This window comes from Bradyrhizobium sp. SRS-191 (assembly GCF_024586915.1).
Lineage (GTDB): Bacteria > Pseudomonadota > Alphaproteobacteria > Rhizobiales > Xanthobacteraceae > Bradyrhizobium.
Genome location: NZ_JANBVS010000008.1, coordinates 148,189 through 164,267, shown reverse-complemented (window position 1 = coordinate 164,267; position 16,079 = coordinate 148,189). Strand labels below are relative to the sequence as shown.

General features: G+C 65.7%; 17 protein-coding genes. 7 read left to right on the top strand and 10 right to left on the bottom strand.

The window, feature by feature from the left end; translation table 11 throughout:
* Nucleotides 1–55 precede the first annotated feature (55 nt).
* On the top strand, nt 56–532 hold the full coding sequence (locus NLR35_RS16690; protein WP_257167621.1) for a hypothetical protein: 477 nt from the start codon (nt 56–58) through the stop codon (nt 530–532).
* Between the two features lie 136 nt (nt 533–668).
* On the top strand, nt 669–2,909 hold the full coding sequence (locus NLR35_RS16685) for an ATP-binding protein (protein WP_257167620.1): 2,241 nt from the start codon (nt 669–671) through the stop codon (nt 2,907–2,909).
* 301 nt (nt 2,910–3,210) lie between these two features.
* Here the strand turns inward: NLR35_RS16685 and coaA are convergent, their stop codons facing one another.
* The 7 genes from coaA to hisB all read right to left on the bottom strand — a co-directional run bounded on the left by coaA (nt 3,211) and on the right by hisB (nt 8,009).
* On the bottom strand, nt 3,211–4,167 hold the full coding sequence (coaA, locus tag NLR35_RS16680) for a type I pantothenate kinase (RefSeq protein ID WP_257167619.1): 957 nt from the start codon (nt 4,165–4,167) through the stop codon (nt 3,211–3,213).
* A gap of 34 nt (nt 4,168–4,201) precedes the next feature.
* Complete coding sequence (locus NLR35_RS16675) at nt 4,202–4,525, bottom strand: phosphoribosyl-ATP diphosphatase (RefSeq protein ID WP_257167618.1); 324 nt, start codon at nt 4,523–4,525, stop codon at nt 4,202–4,204.
* Between the two features lie 101 nt (nt 4,526–4,626).
* A complete protein-coding gene (hisF, locus tag NLR35_RS16670; protein WP_172113675.1) occupies nt 4,627–5,403 on the bottom strand; it encodes an imidazole glycerol phosphate synthase subunit HisF in 777 nt (258 codons plus the stop codon).
* Nucleotides 5,404–5,417: 14 nt separating this feature from the next.
* The gene (gene hisA / locus NLR35_RS16665) at nt 5,418–6,152 is read right to left on the bottom strand and encodes a 1-(5-phosphoribosyl)-5-[(5-phosphoribosylamino)methylideneamino]imidazole-4-carboxamide isomerase (protein WP_257167617.1); all 735 of its coding nucleotides are present in this window, start codon (nt 6,150–6,152) and stop codon (nt 5,418–5,420) included.
* 61 nt (nt 6,153–6,213) lie between these two features.
* Entirely contained in the window at nt 6,214–6,864 is a 651-nt protein-coding gene (gene hisH, locus NLR35_RS16660) for an imidazole glycerol phosphate synthase subunit HisH (RefSeq protein WP_257167616.1), read from the bottom strand.
* A complete protein-coding gene (locus NLR35_RS16655) occupies nt 6,861–7,388 on the bottom strand; it encodes a DUF2628 domain-containing protein (protein ID WP_257167615.1) in 528 nt (175 codons plus the stop codon). The genes hisH and NLR35_RS16655 overlap by 4 nt, the downstream gene beginning before the upstream one ends.
* Nucleotides 7,389–7,415: 27 nt before the next feature.
* Complete coding sequence (gene hisB / locus NLR35_RS16650) at nt 7,416–8,009, bottom strand: imidazoleglycerol-phosphate dehydratase HisB (protein WP_257167614.1); 594 nt, start codon at nt 8,007–8,009, stop codon at nt 7,416–7,418.
* Between the two features lie 196 nt (nt 8,010–8,205).
* Between hisB and hslV the strand changes: the two genes are divergently transcribed.
* The 5 genes from hslV to NLR35_RS16625 all read left to right on the top strand — a co-directional run bounded on the left by hslV (nt 8,206) and on the right by NLR35_RS16625 (nt 12,722).
* A complete protein-coding gene (gene hslV / locus NLR35_RS16645) occupies nt 8,206–8,766 on the top strand; it encodes an ATP-dependent protease subunit HslV (protein WP_006612664.1) in 561 nt (186 codons plus the stop codon).
* A gap of 3 nt (nt 8,767–8,769) precedes the next feature.
* Nucleotides 8,770–9,369: a DUF2585 domain-containing protein gene (locus tag NLR35_RS16640; RefSeq protein WP_257167613.1), complete on the top strand. Its 600-nt coding sequence runs from the start codon at nt 8,770–8,772 to the stop codon at nt 9,367–9,369.
* Nucleotides 9,370–9,383: 14 nt separating this feature from the next.
* Nucleotides 9,384–9,896, top strand: coding sequence for an acetyltransferase (locus NLR35_RS16635; RefSeq protein ID WP_257167612.1), 513 nt, complete (start codon nt 9,384–9,386; stop codon nt 9,894–9,896).
* A 5-nt stretch (nt 9,897–9,901) separates the two neighbouring features.
* Entirely contained in the window at nt 9,902–11,206 is a 1,305-nt protein-coding gene (hslU, locus tag NLR35_RS16630; protein ID WP_257167611.1) for an ATP-dependent protease ATPase subunit HslU, read from the top strand.
* 394 nt (nt 11,207–11,600) lie between these two features.
* A complete protein-coding gene (locus NLR35_RS16625) occupies nt 11,601–12,722 on the top strand; it encodes a hypothetical protein (RefSeq protein WP_257167610.1) in 1,122 nt (373 codons plus the stop codon).
* Between the two features lie 3 nt (nt 12,723–12,725).
* Here the strand turns inward: NLR35_RS16625 and NLR35_RS16620 are convergent, their stop codons facing one another.
* From NLR35_RS16620 to NLR35_RS16610, 3 genes are all read right to left on the bottom strand, one after another.
* Nucleotides 12,726–13,301: a Smr/MutS family protein gene (locus NLR35_RS16620; protein WP_257167609.1), complete on the bottom strand. Its 576-nt coding sequence runs from the start codon at nt 13,299–13,301 to the stop codon at nt 12,726–12,728.
* A gap of 12 nt (nt 13,302–13,313) precedes the next feature.
* On the bottom strand, nt 13,314–14,996 hold the full coding sequence (locus NLR35_RS16615) for a murein transglycosylase A (RefSeq protein ID WP_257167608.1): 1,683 nt from the start codon (nt 14,994–14,996) through the stop codon (nt 13,314–13,316).
* Nucleotides 14,997–15,161: 165 nt separating this feature from the next.
* The gene (locus NLR35_RS16610; protein ID WP_257167607.1) at nt 15,162–15,863 is read right to left on the bottom strand and encodes a Tim44/TimA family putative adaptor protein; all 702 of its coding nucleotides are present in this window, start codon (nt 15,861–15,863) and stop codon (nt 15,162–15,164) included.
* Nucleotides 15,864–16,079: the final 216 nt, after the last annotated feature.

Genomic DNA, 16,079 nt, shown 5'->3' with positions numbered 1-16,079 from the left:
CCGACAACCATAAGGCCGCGTTTCCGTCCTCGGGCCTGTTGCGTCGGTGCGTGTCATGTTGCGTTTCAAGGTTCTTGTTTCGGCCGCGCCGCTGATTGCAGCCGCGGTCTTTGCCAGGCTCGAATGGGCCCCCTCCCCGCAGCCCTGCATTGCCGTCGGCGCCGATGCGGTCGCACTCGGCTCCACGCCATTCCCTGCGGACCTGCATGTCGACTTCACGGATGATCCGGCGCTCGCGACCGTGCGCGTGGCGGTGTCCGACAGCCCGGAGACGGCCGATCTCGTCGTGGTCGATGACGGACCGGTCAAAGAGCACCAGGGCTGCGCGATGAGTGCGACCACCGGGTTCGTCGCGATCGCCGCCGATCCCCGGCCGGATGCTCCGCTGATCTATCTCGCCCGGGATGGCGAAGGCGATCGCCGCGCCGACTATCGCATCTTCGTGCGTTCGAGCCGTTTGACCGCACGCGAGGCGGCTGCGCTGCTGGTCGGTGCGCGCCACGCGCCATCGCAATCTCATGCGGTGCTGTGAGCCAGGCTAACGCCCGGTTCACCATCTCTGCACCGTGGACGCGCGCGTGCGCCGGCTTTGAAGCCTCAGCAATACCCGGCGCAGCATGATGCGCGCCGGTCCTGACAGTGGGATGGACGTCAACCGGGGGTCATCGATGGGACCGATGTTTCGCATCAGGCTGCGCCTGCGCCGCTTCACGCGCCGTCACCAGACCATCTTCGCGATTCTGCGCTCGCTGATGATCTTCTCCGCCGGCTTCGGCGGCGCCTATGGCTTCATCAAGGCCAGCCTTTCGGAGAATTCCGGCTACAACCCGCATACCTTCGCGATCGGCGCCAGCTTCCTGTTCGCCCTCGCCTGCGTCGGCCTCGCCACGCTGAGCATGCGGCTGCGCTTTTTGAAGAGGAAGCTGCACAAGATCGCGCTTCACAACGAAGTGCTGGCCGACCGGAACTGGGAATTGCAGGAGGCGGAGCAGCGCGCGCGCAATCTGTTCGAGCAGCAGGGTGACCTCATCGTCATGCGCGAGCAGGACGGCACGATCATCCTGGTCAACGATGCCTATTGCCAGATGGCCGGTCTCGATCGCGAGAATCTGGTCGGCAGCCGGTTCGCCTTCGAGCTGATCGAGCAGGGCGAGAACGCGCTGGAGCCGAGCGGCACGCGCGTGCACGACCAGCGCATCGACAGCGCGATCGGACCGCGCTGGATCGCGTGGCGCGAGGCGCTGGTTCGCTCCGATGCGGGGCACCCGGCCGTCCTGCAATGCGTCGGCCGCGACGTCACCGACCGGACCGAGACCGAGCGGGCGTTGGCCGATGCGCGCGACCAGGCCAACGCGGCGAACCGCGCCAAGTCGCGCTTCCTGGCGATGGCGAGCCACGAGATCCGTACACCGCTGAACGGCATTCTCGGCATGAGCGGGCTGCTGCTCGAAACGCAGCTCACGCCGGAGCAGACGACCTACGCCAAGGCGGTCCGCACATCGGGCGACGCTCTGATGTCGCTGATCAACGAACTGTTGGACTATTCCAAGATCGAGGCCGGCAAGCTGGCGCTGGAGGCACAGCCGTTCTCGCTGACGGCGCTGATCGAGGAGATCACCGAGCTGTTGGCGCCGCGGGCGCAGGCCAAGCAGCTGGAGATCGCGGCCTATATGGACGAGCAGCTGCCGACCTGGGTGACGGGGGACGCGGCACGGCTGCGCCAGGTGCTGCTCAATCTCGCCGGCAATGCGATCAAATTCACGGCCAAGGGCGGCGTGGCCCTGATCGCCGAGCCAGGTATCTGGCCGAACGAGATCAGCTTCCAGGTGCGCGACACCGGCATCGGCATCGCCGCCGACGCGCAGGAGCGGATCTTCCGCGAATTCGAACAGGCCGACGACAGCGTCGCGCGCAGCTTCGGCGGCACCGGGCTTGGGCTGGCGATCTCCGACAGGATCGTCAAGCGGATGGGGGGCCGGATCAACCTGGAGAGCGAGTTCGGTGCCGGCTCGACGTTCGAGGTTTCGGTGCCGTTGCCGGCCGCGTTGGAGCGCGGCGAGCAGAACAGCTTCCGCGGCCCCGATCTCACCGGGCAGTCGATCATGCTGATCGCGCCGCCCGGCCTGCAGGCCGAGCTGATCGAGCGCCGCCTGCAGAACTGGGGCGCGCAGACCTGTCTCGTCGCCGAGACGGAGGTTGCGGCAGCGCTGCTGCCCGAGCGCAACTGGCACGCCGTGCTGGTCGACGACGCCCTCGGCAGCGAGACCGCGCGTGAGCTGGGCATGACTGCGCAGCGTCACACCACACGGCTGATCGTCCTGGTCACGCCGGTGAGCCGCCATGAGCAGATGCCGACGGCGCCGTTCAATGGCTATCTGGTGAAACCGCTACGGGCCGCATCGCTCGCGGCGCGCGTCGGCTTCGATGTCGATGGCACCGCCTCGACGCTGATCGACGAGCCCATTCCGATGGTCGCTCCGCCGATCGCCGCCCGTGCCGGCACCGGCCTGTCGATCCTGGTGGCCGAAGACAACGACATCAACGCGCTGTTGATGCGCTCGCTGCTGACCAAGCTCGGCCACCACGCCGACATTGCCGTGCATGGCGAAGCGGCGCTGGATTCGTGGCTGGCGGCACGGTCGGCCGGCACGCCCTATGACCTCATCCTGATGGACGTGCAGATGCCCCGCCTCGACGGCATCGCCGCCGCAAAACGCATCCGCGCGCTCGAGGCCGCCGAGCCCGGCCGCCGCACGCCGATCCTGGCGCTGACGGCGAACACGCTGGTCGAGGATCGCTATGCCTGCTTCGAGGCGGGCATGGACGGCTTCCTGGTCAAGCCGATCGACCGCGACAAGCTGGACGAAGCGCTGGCGAATTTGGCCGCGGCGCGGCAGGTGGCGGCGTAACTGATTAGTTGCATACGAACGGTTGCAGTGCCCCCTCTCCCCGTTCTTCACGGGGAGAGGGTCGGGGTGAGGGGCAGCCGCGCGGGCGGTGCTGCCGCTCAGAGTCGCCCTGCCCGTCCGTTAGACCTACGAACTGGCTGCTTAGGTGCCATGCCCCTCACCCAGATTGCTGCGCAATCCGACCTCTCCCCGCAAAGGGCGGGGAGAGGTTAGAGCGGCGCAAGCCGCAACACCGTGGTCGTCACATCAAACAGGAAGACGCCAGCTCCAGCTGATGCCGCGATCGCTTGGTCGCTTCAGCTCACAGCCGCCGCAGCGCCACCGTCTCGACCTCGTGGTCGGCGCCCTTCTTCAGGATCAGGGTCGCGCGCGGTCGTGTCGGGAGGATGTTGTCCTCGAGGTTCGCCAGGTTGGTGCGTTCCCAGATCGCGATCGCGGTGGCGGTGGCTTCTTCGTCCGAGAGCAGCGCGTAGCGGTTGAAGTAGGAGCGCGGGTCGTGGAACGCAGTGTCGCGCAGCGACAGGAAGCGCTTGACGTACCATTTGCGCAGCACCGCCTCGTCGGCGTCGATGTAGACGGAGAAGTCGAAGAAGTCGGACACGACGGGCACCGCCTTGCCGTCGCGCGGCAACGGTCCGGTCTGCAGCACGTTGACGCCCTCGACAATCAGGATGTCTGGCTGGTCGATCTCGGTCCACTGATGGGGCACGATGTCGTAGCTGAGATGCGAGTAGACCGGCGCGCGCACCGGGTGACGGCCGGCCTTGATATCGGAGAGGAAGGCGAGCAGCCGTGCCTTGTCGTAGCTCTCCGGAAAGCCCTTCTTCTGCATCAGGCCTTGCCGTTCGAGCACGGCGTTCGGAAACAGAAAACCATCGGTGGTGATGAGATCGACCTTGGGCCGCGGCGACCAGCGTGCCAGCAACGCCTGCAGCACGCGCGCGGTGGTGGACTTGCCGACCGACACCGAGCCGGCGACGCCGATGATGTAGGGCATCTTGCGGTCACGGATGCCGAGGAACTGGCGCTGCGCGTAGTACAACCGCTGCGCCGCGTCGACATACATCGACAGCAATCGCGACAGCGGCAGATAGATGTCCTCGACCTCCTGCAAATCGAGGCGGTCGTGCATCGAGCGCAGCTTCGAAAACTCGCCGGGCTCCAAGGTCATCGGCGTGTCGTTGCGCAGCTCGGACCATTGCTGGCGGGTGAAGACGCGGTACGGATTATATTGTTGTTCGTTGGTGCGCATATCCATGACGCTGCCCTTCGTTTCCCCCGGCCGACGCGCCCTACTCCGTCTTGCGCGACGCCTTTTCTTCCAGGCCCGATTGGCCAGTCCGCTTGCCGAGCGCCGCCTCGACCTCCTCGAGCCGGACGTCGCGCGACTTCAGCAACACCAACAAATGAAACAGCAGATCGGCGCTTTCGGAAATCAGATGCTCGCGGTCGGTGCCGACAGCGGCGATGACGGTTTCGACCGCCTCCTCGCCCATCTTCTTGGCGCACTGCGCCGGACCCTTGTCGAGCAGCTTGCGCGTATAGGACGCCTCACCGCCCGCCGCGGCGCGCGCGTCGATGATGGCAGCCAGATCGTGAAGCGTGAAGCGGGACATCAGCCAGGTCTCAAGCAAAGTCTCGAGCAAGGTCTCGGAACGCCGGTCCGCCCAGAGTGGCCGGACAAGCGTTCATCTAACATTTTTGCGGCGCAATGTCGTCAGGGATCGAGCCGCATCGGCAGCCCCTGACGCAGCATGTGCTCCTTGGCCTGACGGATGGTAAATTCCCCGAAATGGAAGATCGAGGCGGCCAGCACCGCGGTCGCCCGGCCCTGGCGGATGCCGTCGACCAGGTGGTCGAGATTGCCGACGCCGCCGGAGGCGATCACCGGGACCGGGACGCTGTCGGCGACCGCCCGGGTCAGCGGCAGGTCGAAGCCCTGGCGGGTGCCGTCGCGGTCCATCGAGGTCAGCAGGATCTCGCCGGCGCCGAGGGCGACGACCTCCTGGGCATATTCGATCGCATCGATGCCGGTCGTCTTGCGGCCGCCATGGGTGAAGATCTCCCAGCGCGAGCCGCCGCCGGCCCGCGGCACCGACTTGGCGTCGATCGCGACCACGATGCACTGCTCGCCGAACTTCTCGGCCGCTTCCTTCACGAACTCGCGCCGGGCCACCGCTGCCGAATTGATCGAGACCTTGTCGGCGCCGGAGCGCAGCAAGGTCTTGATATCGTCGATGGTGCGGACGCCGCCGCCGACCGTGACGGGCATGAAGCAGGCTTCCGCCGTGCGCCGGACGACGTCGAGCATGATGCCGCGGTTCTCGTGGGTCGCGGTGATGTCGAGGAAGCAGAGCTCGTCCGCGCCGGCGGCGTCATAGGCGATCGCCGCTTCCACGGGATCGCCGGCGTCGCGCAGATTGACGAAGTTGACGCCCTTGACGACCCGGCCGTCCTTGACGTCGAGGCAGGGAATGACGCGGACCTTGAACATCGTTGTTCTCTCCCCTACCCGCGCGCCGCGCGGATCAGCGCCAAGGCTTCGGCCGGATCGAGCCGTCCATCATACAGCGCGCGACCGGCGATGGCGCCTTCGAGCTTCCGGGCGCGCGGTGTCAGCATCGCCTTGACGTCCTCGATCGACGCGAGCCCACCGGAAGCGATCACGGGAATCGAGATCGCGTCGCCGAGCGCGATTGTCGCATCCAGGTTGAGGCCCTTGAGCAGGCCGTCGCGGGCGATATCGGTGAAGATGATCGCGGCGACACCGGCGTCCTCGAAACGTTTGGCAATATCGAGCGCGGTAACCTCGGACGTTTCCGCCCAGCCCTCCACGGCGACCTTGCCGTCACGGGCATCGAGGCCGACGGCGACGCGGCCGGGAAACGACTTCGCGGCCGTCTTCACCAGCTCAGGATCACGCACCGCCGCCGTGCCGATGATGACGCGGGTGATGCCCTTGCCGAGCCAGGCTTCGACGGTCTTGAGATCGCGGATGCCGCCGCCGAGCTGCACCGGCATCTTCACGACCTTCAGCATCGCCTCGACGGCGTCAGCATTCATCGGCTTGCCGGCGAAGGCGCCGTCGAGATCGACGACGTGGAGATACTCAAAACCCTGGTCGGCGAAGCTCTTGGCCTGGGCGGCGGGATCGAGATTGAACACGGTGGCCCGGGCCATGTCGCCCTGCTCCAGGCGCACGCACTGGCCGTTCTTCAGATCGATGGCAGGAAACAGGATCATATCAGTCGTCTTTCAAGAGCGCGCCCTGCCCGCCTCTTCCAGGCGAACAGGACGACAGCGCTCACGGCTTCCATTTCAGGAAGTTTGAAATCAAGGCGAGACCGAACCGCTGGCTCTTCTCGGGATGGAATTGCGTGCCGATGGCGGTGTCCTTGCCGACAACAGCGGTGATGGGCCCGCCGTAATCGGCGCGCGCCAGCACCTCGTTCTCGTTGACGGCATTCAGGTGATAGGAGTGCACGAAATAGGCGTGCAGGCCCTTCGGCCCGAGCGGCAGCTTCTCCAGCACCGGATGTTCTTGCAGCACATCCAGCGTATTCCAGCCCATATGCGGGATCTTCAGGCTCTCGTCACGTGGCGTGATCTTCTCGACGTCGCCGGACACCCAGTCGAAGCCGTCAGTCGTGACATGCTCCTTGCCGCGCGTCGCCATCAGCTGCATGCCGACGCAGATGCCGAAGAACGGCCGCGCCTTGTGGCGCACGGCCTCGGTCATCGCCTCCAGCATGCCGTCGACCGCGTCGAGGCCGCGGCGGCAATCGGCGAAGGCGCCGACGCCGGGCAGCACGATGCGGTCGGCGCGATACACCGTGTCCGGATCGCGCGTGACGACGACCTTCTGCGGATCCTCCATCCCGCGCGCGGCGCGTTCGAAGGCTTTCGCGGCGGAATGCAGGTTGCCGGAGCCGTAATCGATGATTGCGACGCTCATCGTCCACCTCCGGGTTCAGGGAACAAGCCAATGATGCTGGCATGGGGCAAAGGCGGCGGCGGACGCTGTCCGTTGCCGTTGTCACGCGTCGGCGGCGCGGCGCCGCGATCGACGGTGTTGTTGTCGTAGCCGAGATCGCTGCGCCTCGCAGCCCAGCGCTCGAAGAAGCGGCGCTCGGCGGCATCGACATCGTCGGCAACGACGACATCGAGCTGGCGCCAGTTGCCGCGCGAATAGCTCCAACGCTTCAGGCTGGAGGCTTCTAACCCGAGCAGGATCGCGATCAGAAGATCGACCGATGCGATCGCACCGCTTCCGACGCCGATCCGCGCCAGGACCAGGTCGAGCACGATCACGAGGACGATATAGCCGAGCATCGCGAGCCAGAGCCGGTGCCAGGCCAGCCAGACGGCGCCGAGCACGGCGGCCCAGAAATGGAAGCCGTCGCGAATGAACACGAAGCGATCCGTCGAACGCAGATCGGCTCCAGCGGCGAGGGGCGCGTGAACCGTATAGACGGGCATGTCGGATATCCCTTGGGAGGAGGGAGGTCAGCCGCCGAGCTGACCCTTGGTGGATGGCACTTCGCCCTTGTTGCGCGGATCGATCGCGAGCGCTGTCCGCAACGCCCGCGCCAGACCCTTGAAACAGGATTCGGCGATATGATGGGCGTTCTCGCCGTACAGCGTCTCGACGTGCAGGGTGATGCCGGCGTTCATGGCGAACGCGTTGAACCACTCGCGCACCAGCTCGGTATCGAACTCGCCGATCTTGTCGCGCGCGAAAGTCGTGCGGAACACCAGCATCGGCCGGCCGGAGACGTCGATGACGACCCGGGTCAGCGTCTCGTCCATCGGCATATGGATCGAGGCGTAGCGGGTGATGCCGGCCATGTCGCCGAGCGCCTGGCGCACGGCCTGGCCGAGCGCGATGCCGACGTCCTCGGTGGTGTGGTGGAAATCGATATGCAGGTCGCCGACCGCCTTGACGGTCATGTCGATGCGGGAATGGCGGGCGAGCAGATCCAGCATGTGATCGAAGAAGCCGATACCGGTCGCGATATCGACGACGCCGGTGCCGTCGAGGTTCACGGACACCTCGATGTCGGTCTCTTTGGTCTTGCGCTTGATGGTCGCGCTACGCATGGGGTCAGCTTTCCCTTGAAAACGCGGCCCTTTTATCAGGCGGATGACACCTTAGCTACTGCGGGATGACGCCTCTCGGCCCAGATCTCGGGCCATGGTGAGCGGATTTCAAGGCCCGAGGCGGGCAGGGCAGGGACGCGGTAATTGTATCCCAACCCCTGAGCGCCTAAATCAGGCCATCAACCAGGGACTTCCCATGCACGCATCTTCCCATGAGCCCACCGTCTGGCACGGCACCACGATCCTGACCGTCCGCAAGGGGGGTAGGGTGGTCGTGGGCGGCGACGGCCAGGTCTCGATCGGCCAGACCGTGATCAAGTCCAACGCCCGCAAGGTGCGCAAGCTCGGTAAGGGCGACGTCATCGGCGGCTTCGCCGGCGCCACCGCTGATGCCTTCACCCTGTTCGAGCGGCTGGAGAGTAAGCTGGAGCAGTATCCGGGGCAGCTCACCCGGGCGGCCGTCGAGCTCGCCAAGGACTGGCGCACCGACCGCTATCTGCGCCGGCTGGAAGCCATGATGATCGTGGCCGACAAGGAGGTCTCGCTGGTGCTGACCGGGACCGGCGACGTCTTGGAGCCGGAAGCCGGCGTCATGGCGATCGGCTCCGGCGGCAATTACGCGCTGGCCGCTGCACGCGCCCTGATCGACACCGACAAGGATGCCGAGAGCATCGTGCGCAAGTCGCTCGACATCGCCGCCGACATCTGCGTCTACACCAACCGCAACATCACCATCGAAGCGCTGTCGGCCGAGTAGACGATGACCGCGGACGGGATCAGCATCGCGTCCCGCCGGTCGCCCGGGCTGTGGCTCGGGCTGGTGCTTGCGTTATTGGCCCTGCAGGCCGCGATCCTGTTCGCGATGGGGCGGCTGCCGATCTGCGCCTGCGGCACCGTCAAGCTGTGGCATGGCGTGGTGCAGAGCTCGGAGAACTCGCAGCATCTCACCGACTGGTACACGTTCTCGCACATCATCCACGGCTTCCTGTTCTATGCACTGACGGCGCTGATCGTGCCGCGGCTGCCGTGGCAGGGCCGGCTGATCATCGCGATACTGATCGAGGGCACGTGGGAGCTGGTCGAGAACTCCAGCTTCATCATCGAACGCTATCGCGCCGCGACGATCTCGCTGGACTATTTCGGCGACAGCATCGTGAACTCCGTCGGCGACACCCTGGCGATGATGACCGGCTTCCTGCTGGCGCGGGTGCTGCCAGTCTGGCTGACGGTGCTGATCGCGATCGCCTTCGAGATCGGGGTCGGGCTGCACATCCGCGACAACCTGACGCTCAACATCCTGATGCTGGTCTATCCGACCGAGGCGATCCGGCAGTGGCAGGCCGGGCCGCCGCTGCTGTGAGGGCAGGGTCCGCGATGATCATAGGCTTTCGTCTCATGACCGAAGGTGACCTGCCCGCGATCCGCGACTGGCTGCGCCAGGCCCATGTCCGTGAGTGGTGGGGCGATCCGGACGAACAATATGCCCTGATCGATGGCGATCGCGCCGAGCCGGCCATGGATCAATACATCATGCTGATGCAGGACGAGCCGGCCGGCTATCTGCAGTGCTACGCCCTCACCCAATGGAACGAGGGTTTTGGTCCGCAGCCCGAGGGCACCCGCGGCATCGACCTGTTCATCGCCGGGCAGGACCACGTCGGGCGGGGTCACGGTCCGCGCGCGATCAGCGCATTTTGTGACCTGATGTTTCAGCGCGGCGTCCCGCGCGTCGTGACCGATCCTGCGCCGGCCAATGCGCGCGCCATCCGCGCCTATGAAAAGGCGGGATTTCGGCGCGAGCGCCTGATCGAGACGCCGGACGGTCCGGCGCTGCTGATGTCCTGCGATCCCGCCGACTTGCCTCGCCGCCCATCCGAGCCTAGCTAGAGCCCATGACCGACTTTTCCCCCCGCGAAATCGTCTCCGAACTCGACCGCTTCATCGTCGGCCAGGCCGACGCCAAGCGCGCCGTCTCCATCGCGCTCCGCAACCGCTGGCGGCGGCTGCAGCTCGATACAGGGCTGCGCGAGGAGGTGCTGCCGAAGAACATCCTGATGATCGGCCCGACCGGCGTCGGCAAGACGGAGATCGCGCGGCGGCTGGCCAAGCTCGCGGGCGCGCCGTTCCTCAAGGTGGAGGCGACCAAGTTCACCGAGGTCGGCTATGTCGGCCGCGACGTCGAGCAGATCATCCGCGACCTCGTCGAGGTCGCGATCCACCAGGTACGCGAGCGCAAGCGCAAGGACGTTGCCGCGCGCGCCCAGCTCGCCGCCGAGGAGCGCGTGCTCGACGCGCTCGTCGGCGCAAACTCGAGCGCCGCGACGCGCGACTCGTTCCGCCGCAAGCTGCGCGCCGGCGAGCTCAACGACAAGGAAATCGAGATCGAGACGCAGTCCTCGGGCGGCGGCATGCCGATGTTCGAAATCCCGGGCATGCCGGGCGCACAGATGGGCGCGATCTCGATCGGCGACATCTTCGGCAAGCTCGGCGGCCGCACCAAGACGCGGCGCGTGACGGTGGAATCCTCGCACGACATCCTGATCGCGGAGGAATCCGACAAGCTGCTCGACAGCGACCAGCTGGTGCAGGAGGCGATCAGCGTGGTCGAGAACAACGGCATCGTGTTCCTCGACGAAATCGACAAGATCTGCGTGCGCGAGAACCGCGCCGGTGGCGACGTCTCGCGCGAGGGCGTGCAGCGCGACCTGCTGCCACTGATCGAGGGCACCACGGTCTCCACCAAGCATGGCGCTGTCAAGACCGACCACATCCTATTCATCGCGTCGGGCGCCTTCCACATCGCCAAACCGTCGGACCTGCTGCCGGAGCTGCAGGGCCGCCTGCCAATCCGCGTCGAGCTCCAGGCGCTCACGCGCGACGACATGCGCCGGATCCTGACCGAACCCGAGGCGTCGCTGATCAAGCAATATGTGGCGCTGATGAAGACGGAGGGCGTCACGCTCGACATCACAGACGATGCGATCGATGCGCTGGCCGACGTTGCGGTCGCGGTGAACTCGACGGTCGAGAACATCGGCGCGCGCCGCCTGCAGACGGTCATGGAGCGCGTGCTGGACGACATCTCCTTTACCGCGTCCGACCGCACCGGCGAAACCATGCGCGTCGACGCCGCCTATGTGCAGCAGCACATTGGTGACCTTGCGAAGAACGCGGATCTCAGCCGGTTCATTCTGTAGCTGCTCGACCTATCAATTAGCTCGAGTTGACCAACGCTCGAGCGACGTATTCCGCTGTCGTCCCCGCGAAAGCGGGGACCCATAACCACCAAAGCTGATTGTCATTCAAGATGGCGGCTCCAGCCCTGCCTCACCACAAACTGCGGTGGCTATGGGTCCCGGCTCAAGGCCGGGACGACGGCTGTGGATGTGGCCGCGACCTCGCCTCAATTTCCGTCGTCGTCCCCGCGAACGCGGGGACCCATAACCACCGAAGCTGATTGTCACTCACGATGGCGGCTCCAGCCTTGCCTCATCACGAACGACGGTGGTTATGGGTCCTGCCTCAAGGCCGGGACGACAGTTGCGGGTGTGGCTGCGCCGTTGCTTCCATCCACGACCGCTCACACTTCTCATGACCGACGCGTACATCAGACACTGGCGCGCGATGCTCGCGGTCAACGCCGCCGTGATGCTCGGCGTCTTCGTGCACAAGCTGACGCTGCAGCCTTACATCCCCTACATCCACCTGCTGGTCGACTATCACCACGGCTTCATCAAGCGGGCCCTGATCGGGGCCATCGTCGGCCTGTTCACGGCCAAAGTGCCAGTCTGGCTGGTGTTCGCGCTCGCGGGCGCCGTCTGGCTGATCACCTTCGGCTTGTTCGTTCAGCTCTTCCGCCGCACGTTCGGCTTCGACCGCGCGCGGCTGCCGCTGTTCGTGTTCACCGCCGGCTCGCCGTTCGTGTTCAAGAACTTCCTGTTCACGCTTGGGCACTTCGACATCTATGGGTGCCTCGGCGTGATCATCATGCTGCTGATGCCCGCAGGCTCGCTTGCCTACGTGCTGCTTGCAGCGCTGATCTCTGCCGTGCTGGTGCTGATCCACCACATCCATCTCCTGATGTATGTGCCGACCATCACCGCGATCGTCGTGCTGCGCTACTACCTGACACGCCCCGTCACGCGCCTGCACATCGCGCTCGGCGCCGGCGCGCTGTTCGGGCTCGGCGCGCTGTTTCTCGCCGCGCAATTTCTCGGCACGATGCCGCTGCCCGAAGCGGACTTCGTGGCCTATTTGAAGACGCGGATGGTCGATCCGTCCCACACCGAACTGCTGCAGTTTGCCTATGTCTGGTATCAGCCGCTCTCCAGGGAGGTGCAGGACACCTGGGAGCGGCTGCCCTCGAACCTGCTCGGCGTGCCCGTCTATGCGCTGCTGCTCTGGCTGCATCTGCCGCTGTGGCGTGTCTTCAAGCAGCACATCGATGCATTGCATGAGCCGCGGCATCGCCAGATCGTCATCGCCGCGCTGATCATGATCAGCCTCGCTTATCTCGTGATGTTCGCGATGGTGTTCGACTATTCGCGCTGGATCTCGAGCTGGGTGGTCTGCATGGTGCTGATGCTGCTCGCGGTGAAGACACTGCCGGCCACCAAGCCTGTCGCGCCTCTCGAGGGTGACGATCGCAAGACGACGATCCTCGGCTGGATCATCACCGTCCTCCCGCGCGTCGGCATCATCAGGCCGTTCTGATGCTCAGCCGCGCGGCCGCCGGATGCGGACGTAGAGTGCGCCGGCGCCGCCATGGCCGACATGGGCTTCCTCGAAGCCGACGATCAACGCGCGGAATTCCGGCAGGCTCAGCCAATGCGGCACCTGCCGCCGCAGCACACCGCGCTCGGGATCGGCGCCGATCGTGCCCTTGCCGGTGATGACGAGCACGAAGGTCAGGCCATCATGCTGCGCCCGATGCAGGAAGTGATGCAGCGCCTGATGGGCGCGGCTCTGGGTCATGCCGTGCAGATCGAGCCGCGCGTCGATCTCGCTACGGCCGCGCGAGAGTTTGGAGCGTTCCTTGCGGCCGAGCGAGACCAGCGGCGGGATCGCGGGCTTGGCAGGCTTGGGAACGACGAGCGGCGCGATCGGCCGTGGCGTCGTCATCGGTTTGTCCGGCTGCGGCTCGGCCGTCGCCATCGGCGGATGCGGGCGCACCGGACGCGATGTCTTGCGCAGCGGCTTCACCTGGCGCGCCACCGTCTCCCACAACGTGCGCTCGTCCTCGGAGAGGCCGCGCTTGCGTCGGCCGCGCGGCGGCTCTGGATCTTCAGACATGGAAACGACGGTTCATCGGTGATTGCGGTGACGCCTGCCATAACGCAATCGGCGGGAATTGCGATCACTTTCAAGCCGTGGCCGGGCCTCGGGCAGCGGGATCGGCGCGACCACGTTCTGCGCCACAGTGGTCGTCGCGCTTGCGCCGGCCGCCGGGGCAGGGACCTTCCCATCCTTGGCGTTCGTATCCTTGGCGGATGCGGCCGCAGCACTGATCTGCTCCTGGCCTTTGGCCTGATCCTTCAGCTGTTCCTTGGGTTGATCCTTAGACTGATCCTTGGCCTGATCTTTAGCCGGCTCCTTTTGCGCCTCCTTGACGGGCTCCTTCGGCAGGACCTGCGGAAACAGTCTTGCGATCTTTTCCGACGGCCGCGCATCCGGCAGCGGCAGCTTGCGGCCGCGCGCGACGGGATCGAGACTCCGCGGCACCAGCATCACGAACTGGATGCTGTGCTTGAGCCGGCCGGACACTTTGCCCGCTTCCTGGCCGGCGCCGAAATAGAGATCGGCGCGGGCAGGGCCCACGATCGCCGATCCCGTGTCCTGCGCGATCATCAGACGATGAAACGGATTCTTCTGCTTCTCCGAGTCGATCGGCAGCTCGCCGGTAATGAAGAACGGCGTGCCGTAGACGTGCAAGGACTTGTCGACGGCGATGGAGCGGCCGGGCGTCAGCGGGATGCCCTGCGCGCCGACGGCCTCGTCCTTCTCCGACAGCTGCACCTCGCGGAAGAAGATGTAGGAGCGGTTCATCCGGCGCAGTTCGTTGGCGCCTTCCGGATTCTGCTCCATCCAGTCGCGAATGCGCTGCATCGACATCTGCTCGCGCGGAATGATGCCGCGCTCGATCAGGATGCGGCCGACCGGCGTATAGGGATGGCCGTTATAGGCATCGTAGTTGATGCGCACCGTCGAGCCGTCGTCGAGGCTGATGCGCGCGGAGCCCTGGATCTGCGCGAACAACAGGTCCGTCTGATTCCGCAGCCACGCGATCTCCAGGCCGCGGCCCTCGATGGCGCCGTCCTCGATCTCCGCGCGGTCGTAATAGGGCACCAGCTTGCGCCGGCCGATCTTGCGATAGACGGGGCCCTTGTTCGGCAGGCTCGTGGCATCCTGCTTGAAGCCGCGCACGAACAGGTTCGAGGGGCGGCGATAGACCGGAACGTTGTAGACCTCGTTCTGCGTCCGCGAGCCCTCGATGACCGGCTCGTAGTAGCCGGTGACGAAGCCGTCGGCATCGCCGAGCTTGGAGATCTTCAGCGGCTCGAAATTGCGCTCGAAGAAGGCGCGCGCAGCCGCGTTGTCATTGAGATCATTGGCGCGCGCGTCACGGCAGGGATCGCGCAGGGAATCTCCGAGCGCCTTGTCCTCAGGCGCGCCGTCGGGCTTCGCCGCGATCGGCTTGCAGCTCGCACGGAAAGTCCTGAAAGCCGCAAGCTGATCGTCGTCGGCCCAGCCGGGCACCTCGGTCCAGGACAGCGGCTGATACTGGCTGTTGGGGATTTCGAGCGGCCAGTCGAGCTGAGGGTAGGGCAGGTGACGGACCGGTTCGGCTGCTGGATGACGGTGCCGCGCCCGCACGGCCTCGGCCGCGTAGGGGGCGAGCACGACAGCAGCGACGCTCAAGGCAAGCGCCGGCGTCCAATATCTGAGGCTGCGGGCCGTGAAACCCCGCTTCCAAAATTCGCGAACCATGCTTCCACCATCAAAGGATTACTCAACGCGAAGCTCGGAAGAAAAATGGAGGCTCTCAAATAAGCTCAGTCTCAATGGGAGCAGTTGTGTCTCGGCGTCCGTCTGACGCGAACCGGCGCCGCTCGGCATCTCGTCACAAGATGCCGAGGGCCGGTCGCGAAGGGTTCAATGGCTGCCGGTGCCGACCAGCTTCCAGTTCGGATCGCGCGAGCCGGTGTCGCGCGCGAAGGTCCAGATGTCGGTGATGTCGGCGACCTTGTCGGGATTGCCGTCGACGATGTTGCCCATCTTGTCGCGCGTCACCGAGATCATCTGCGACACGAACCGCACCGTCAGCTGCGCGGTGCGGTCGCGTGCCTCGGCACCGACAAGCTCGGCGGTATCGATCGAGACGAAGCGCGTCTCGGTCTTCTGCTCGTTCTTCTCGCGGTCCTTGATGACGGAATCGAAGCTGTCATAGACCTCGGACGACAGCAGGTCGCGCAGCGCGCGGCGATCGCCATTGGCGAACGCCAACACGATCATCTCATAGGCGCTCCGCGCGCCGGTCAGGAAGTGACGCGGGTCGAACGACGGATCACTGGCGGCGATGGAATCGAGACCCCGCGCAAGCGGTGTGCCCGGCTCGGCCACCCCCCGCCAGCGATCGCTCGGCGTGCCGAACTCCGTGCCGGTGCTCGGGCCTGCCGGATCGATCGGCGCGCCGGGAACCGGCATCACGCGATTGTCGGGCGCGCCCTGGACGGCATTCCGGGCCGCGCGATCGAACGGCGTCCGCTCACTGCCGGTGCGCTGGCCGAGCACGGCGCGCAGGCGCACGAAGATGAAGACCGCCAACGCCAGGAAGATGATGGTATAAATGTCCACGTCGTGTTCGCTTTCTGACTTGTCGAGCCGAAGGCGGAGCCCGGCCACCGGGCACCCGTTCTACAGGATCCAGGTAAAGACCAGTGAATCCCTCGGTTGACCGGATGTAGTCATCGAATTGGGCCCGGCCAATGGCACATTGTGGCACGCCCATCCTAACCCGTTTCGGACCCAGGAGGAAATCGGACCGGCCTTGGTCGGAACAGGCAAGCCCCG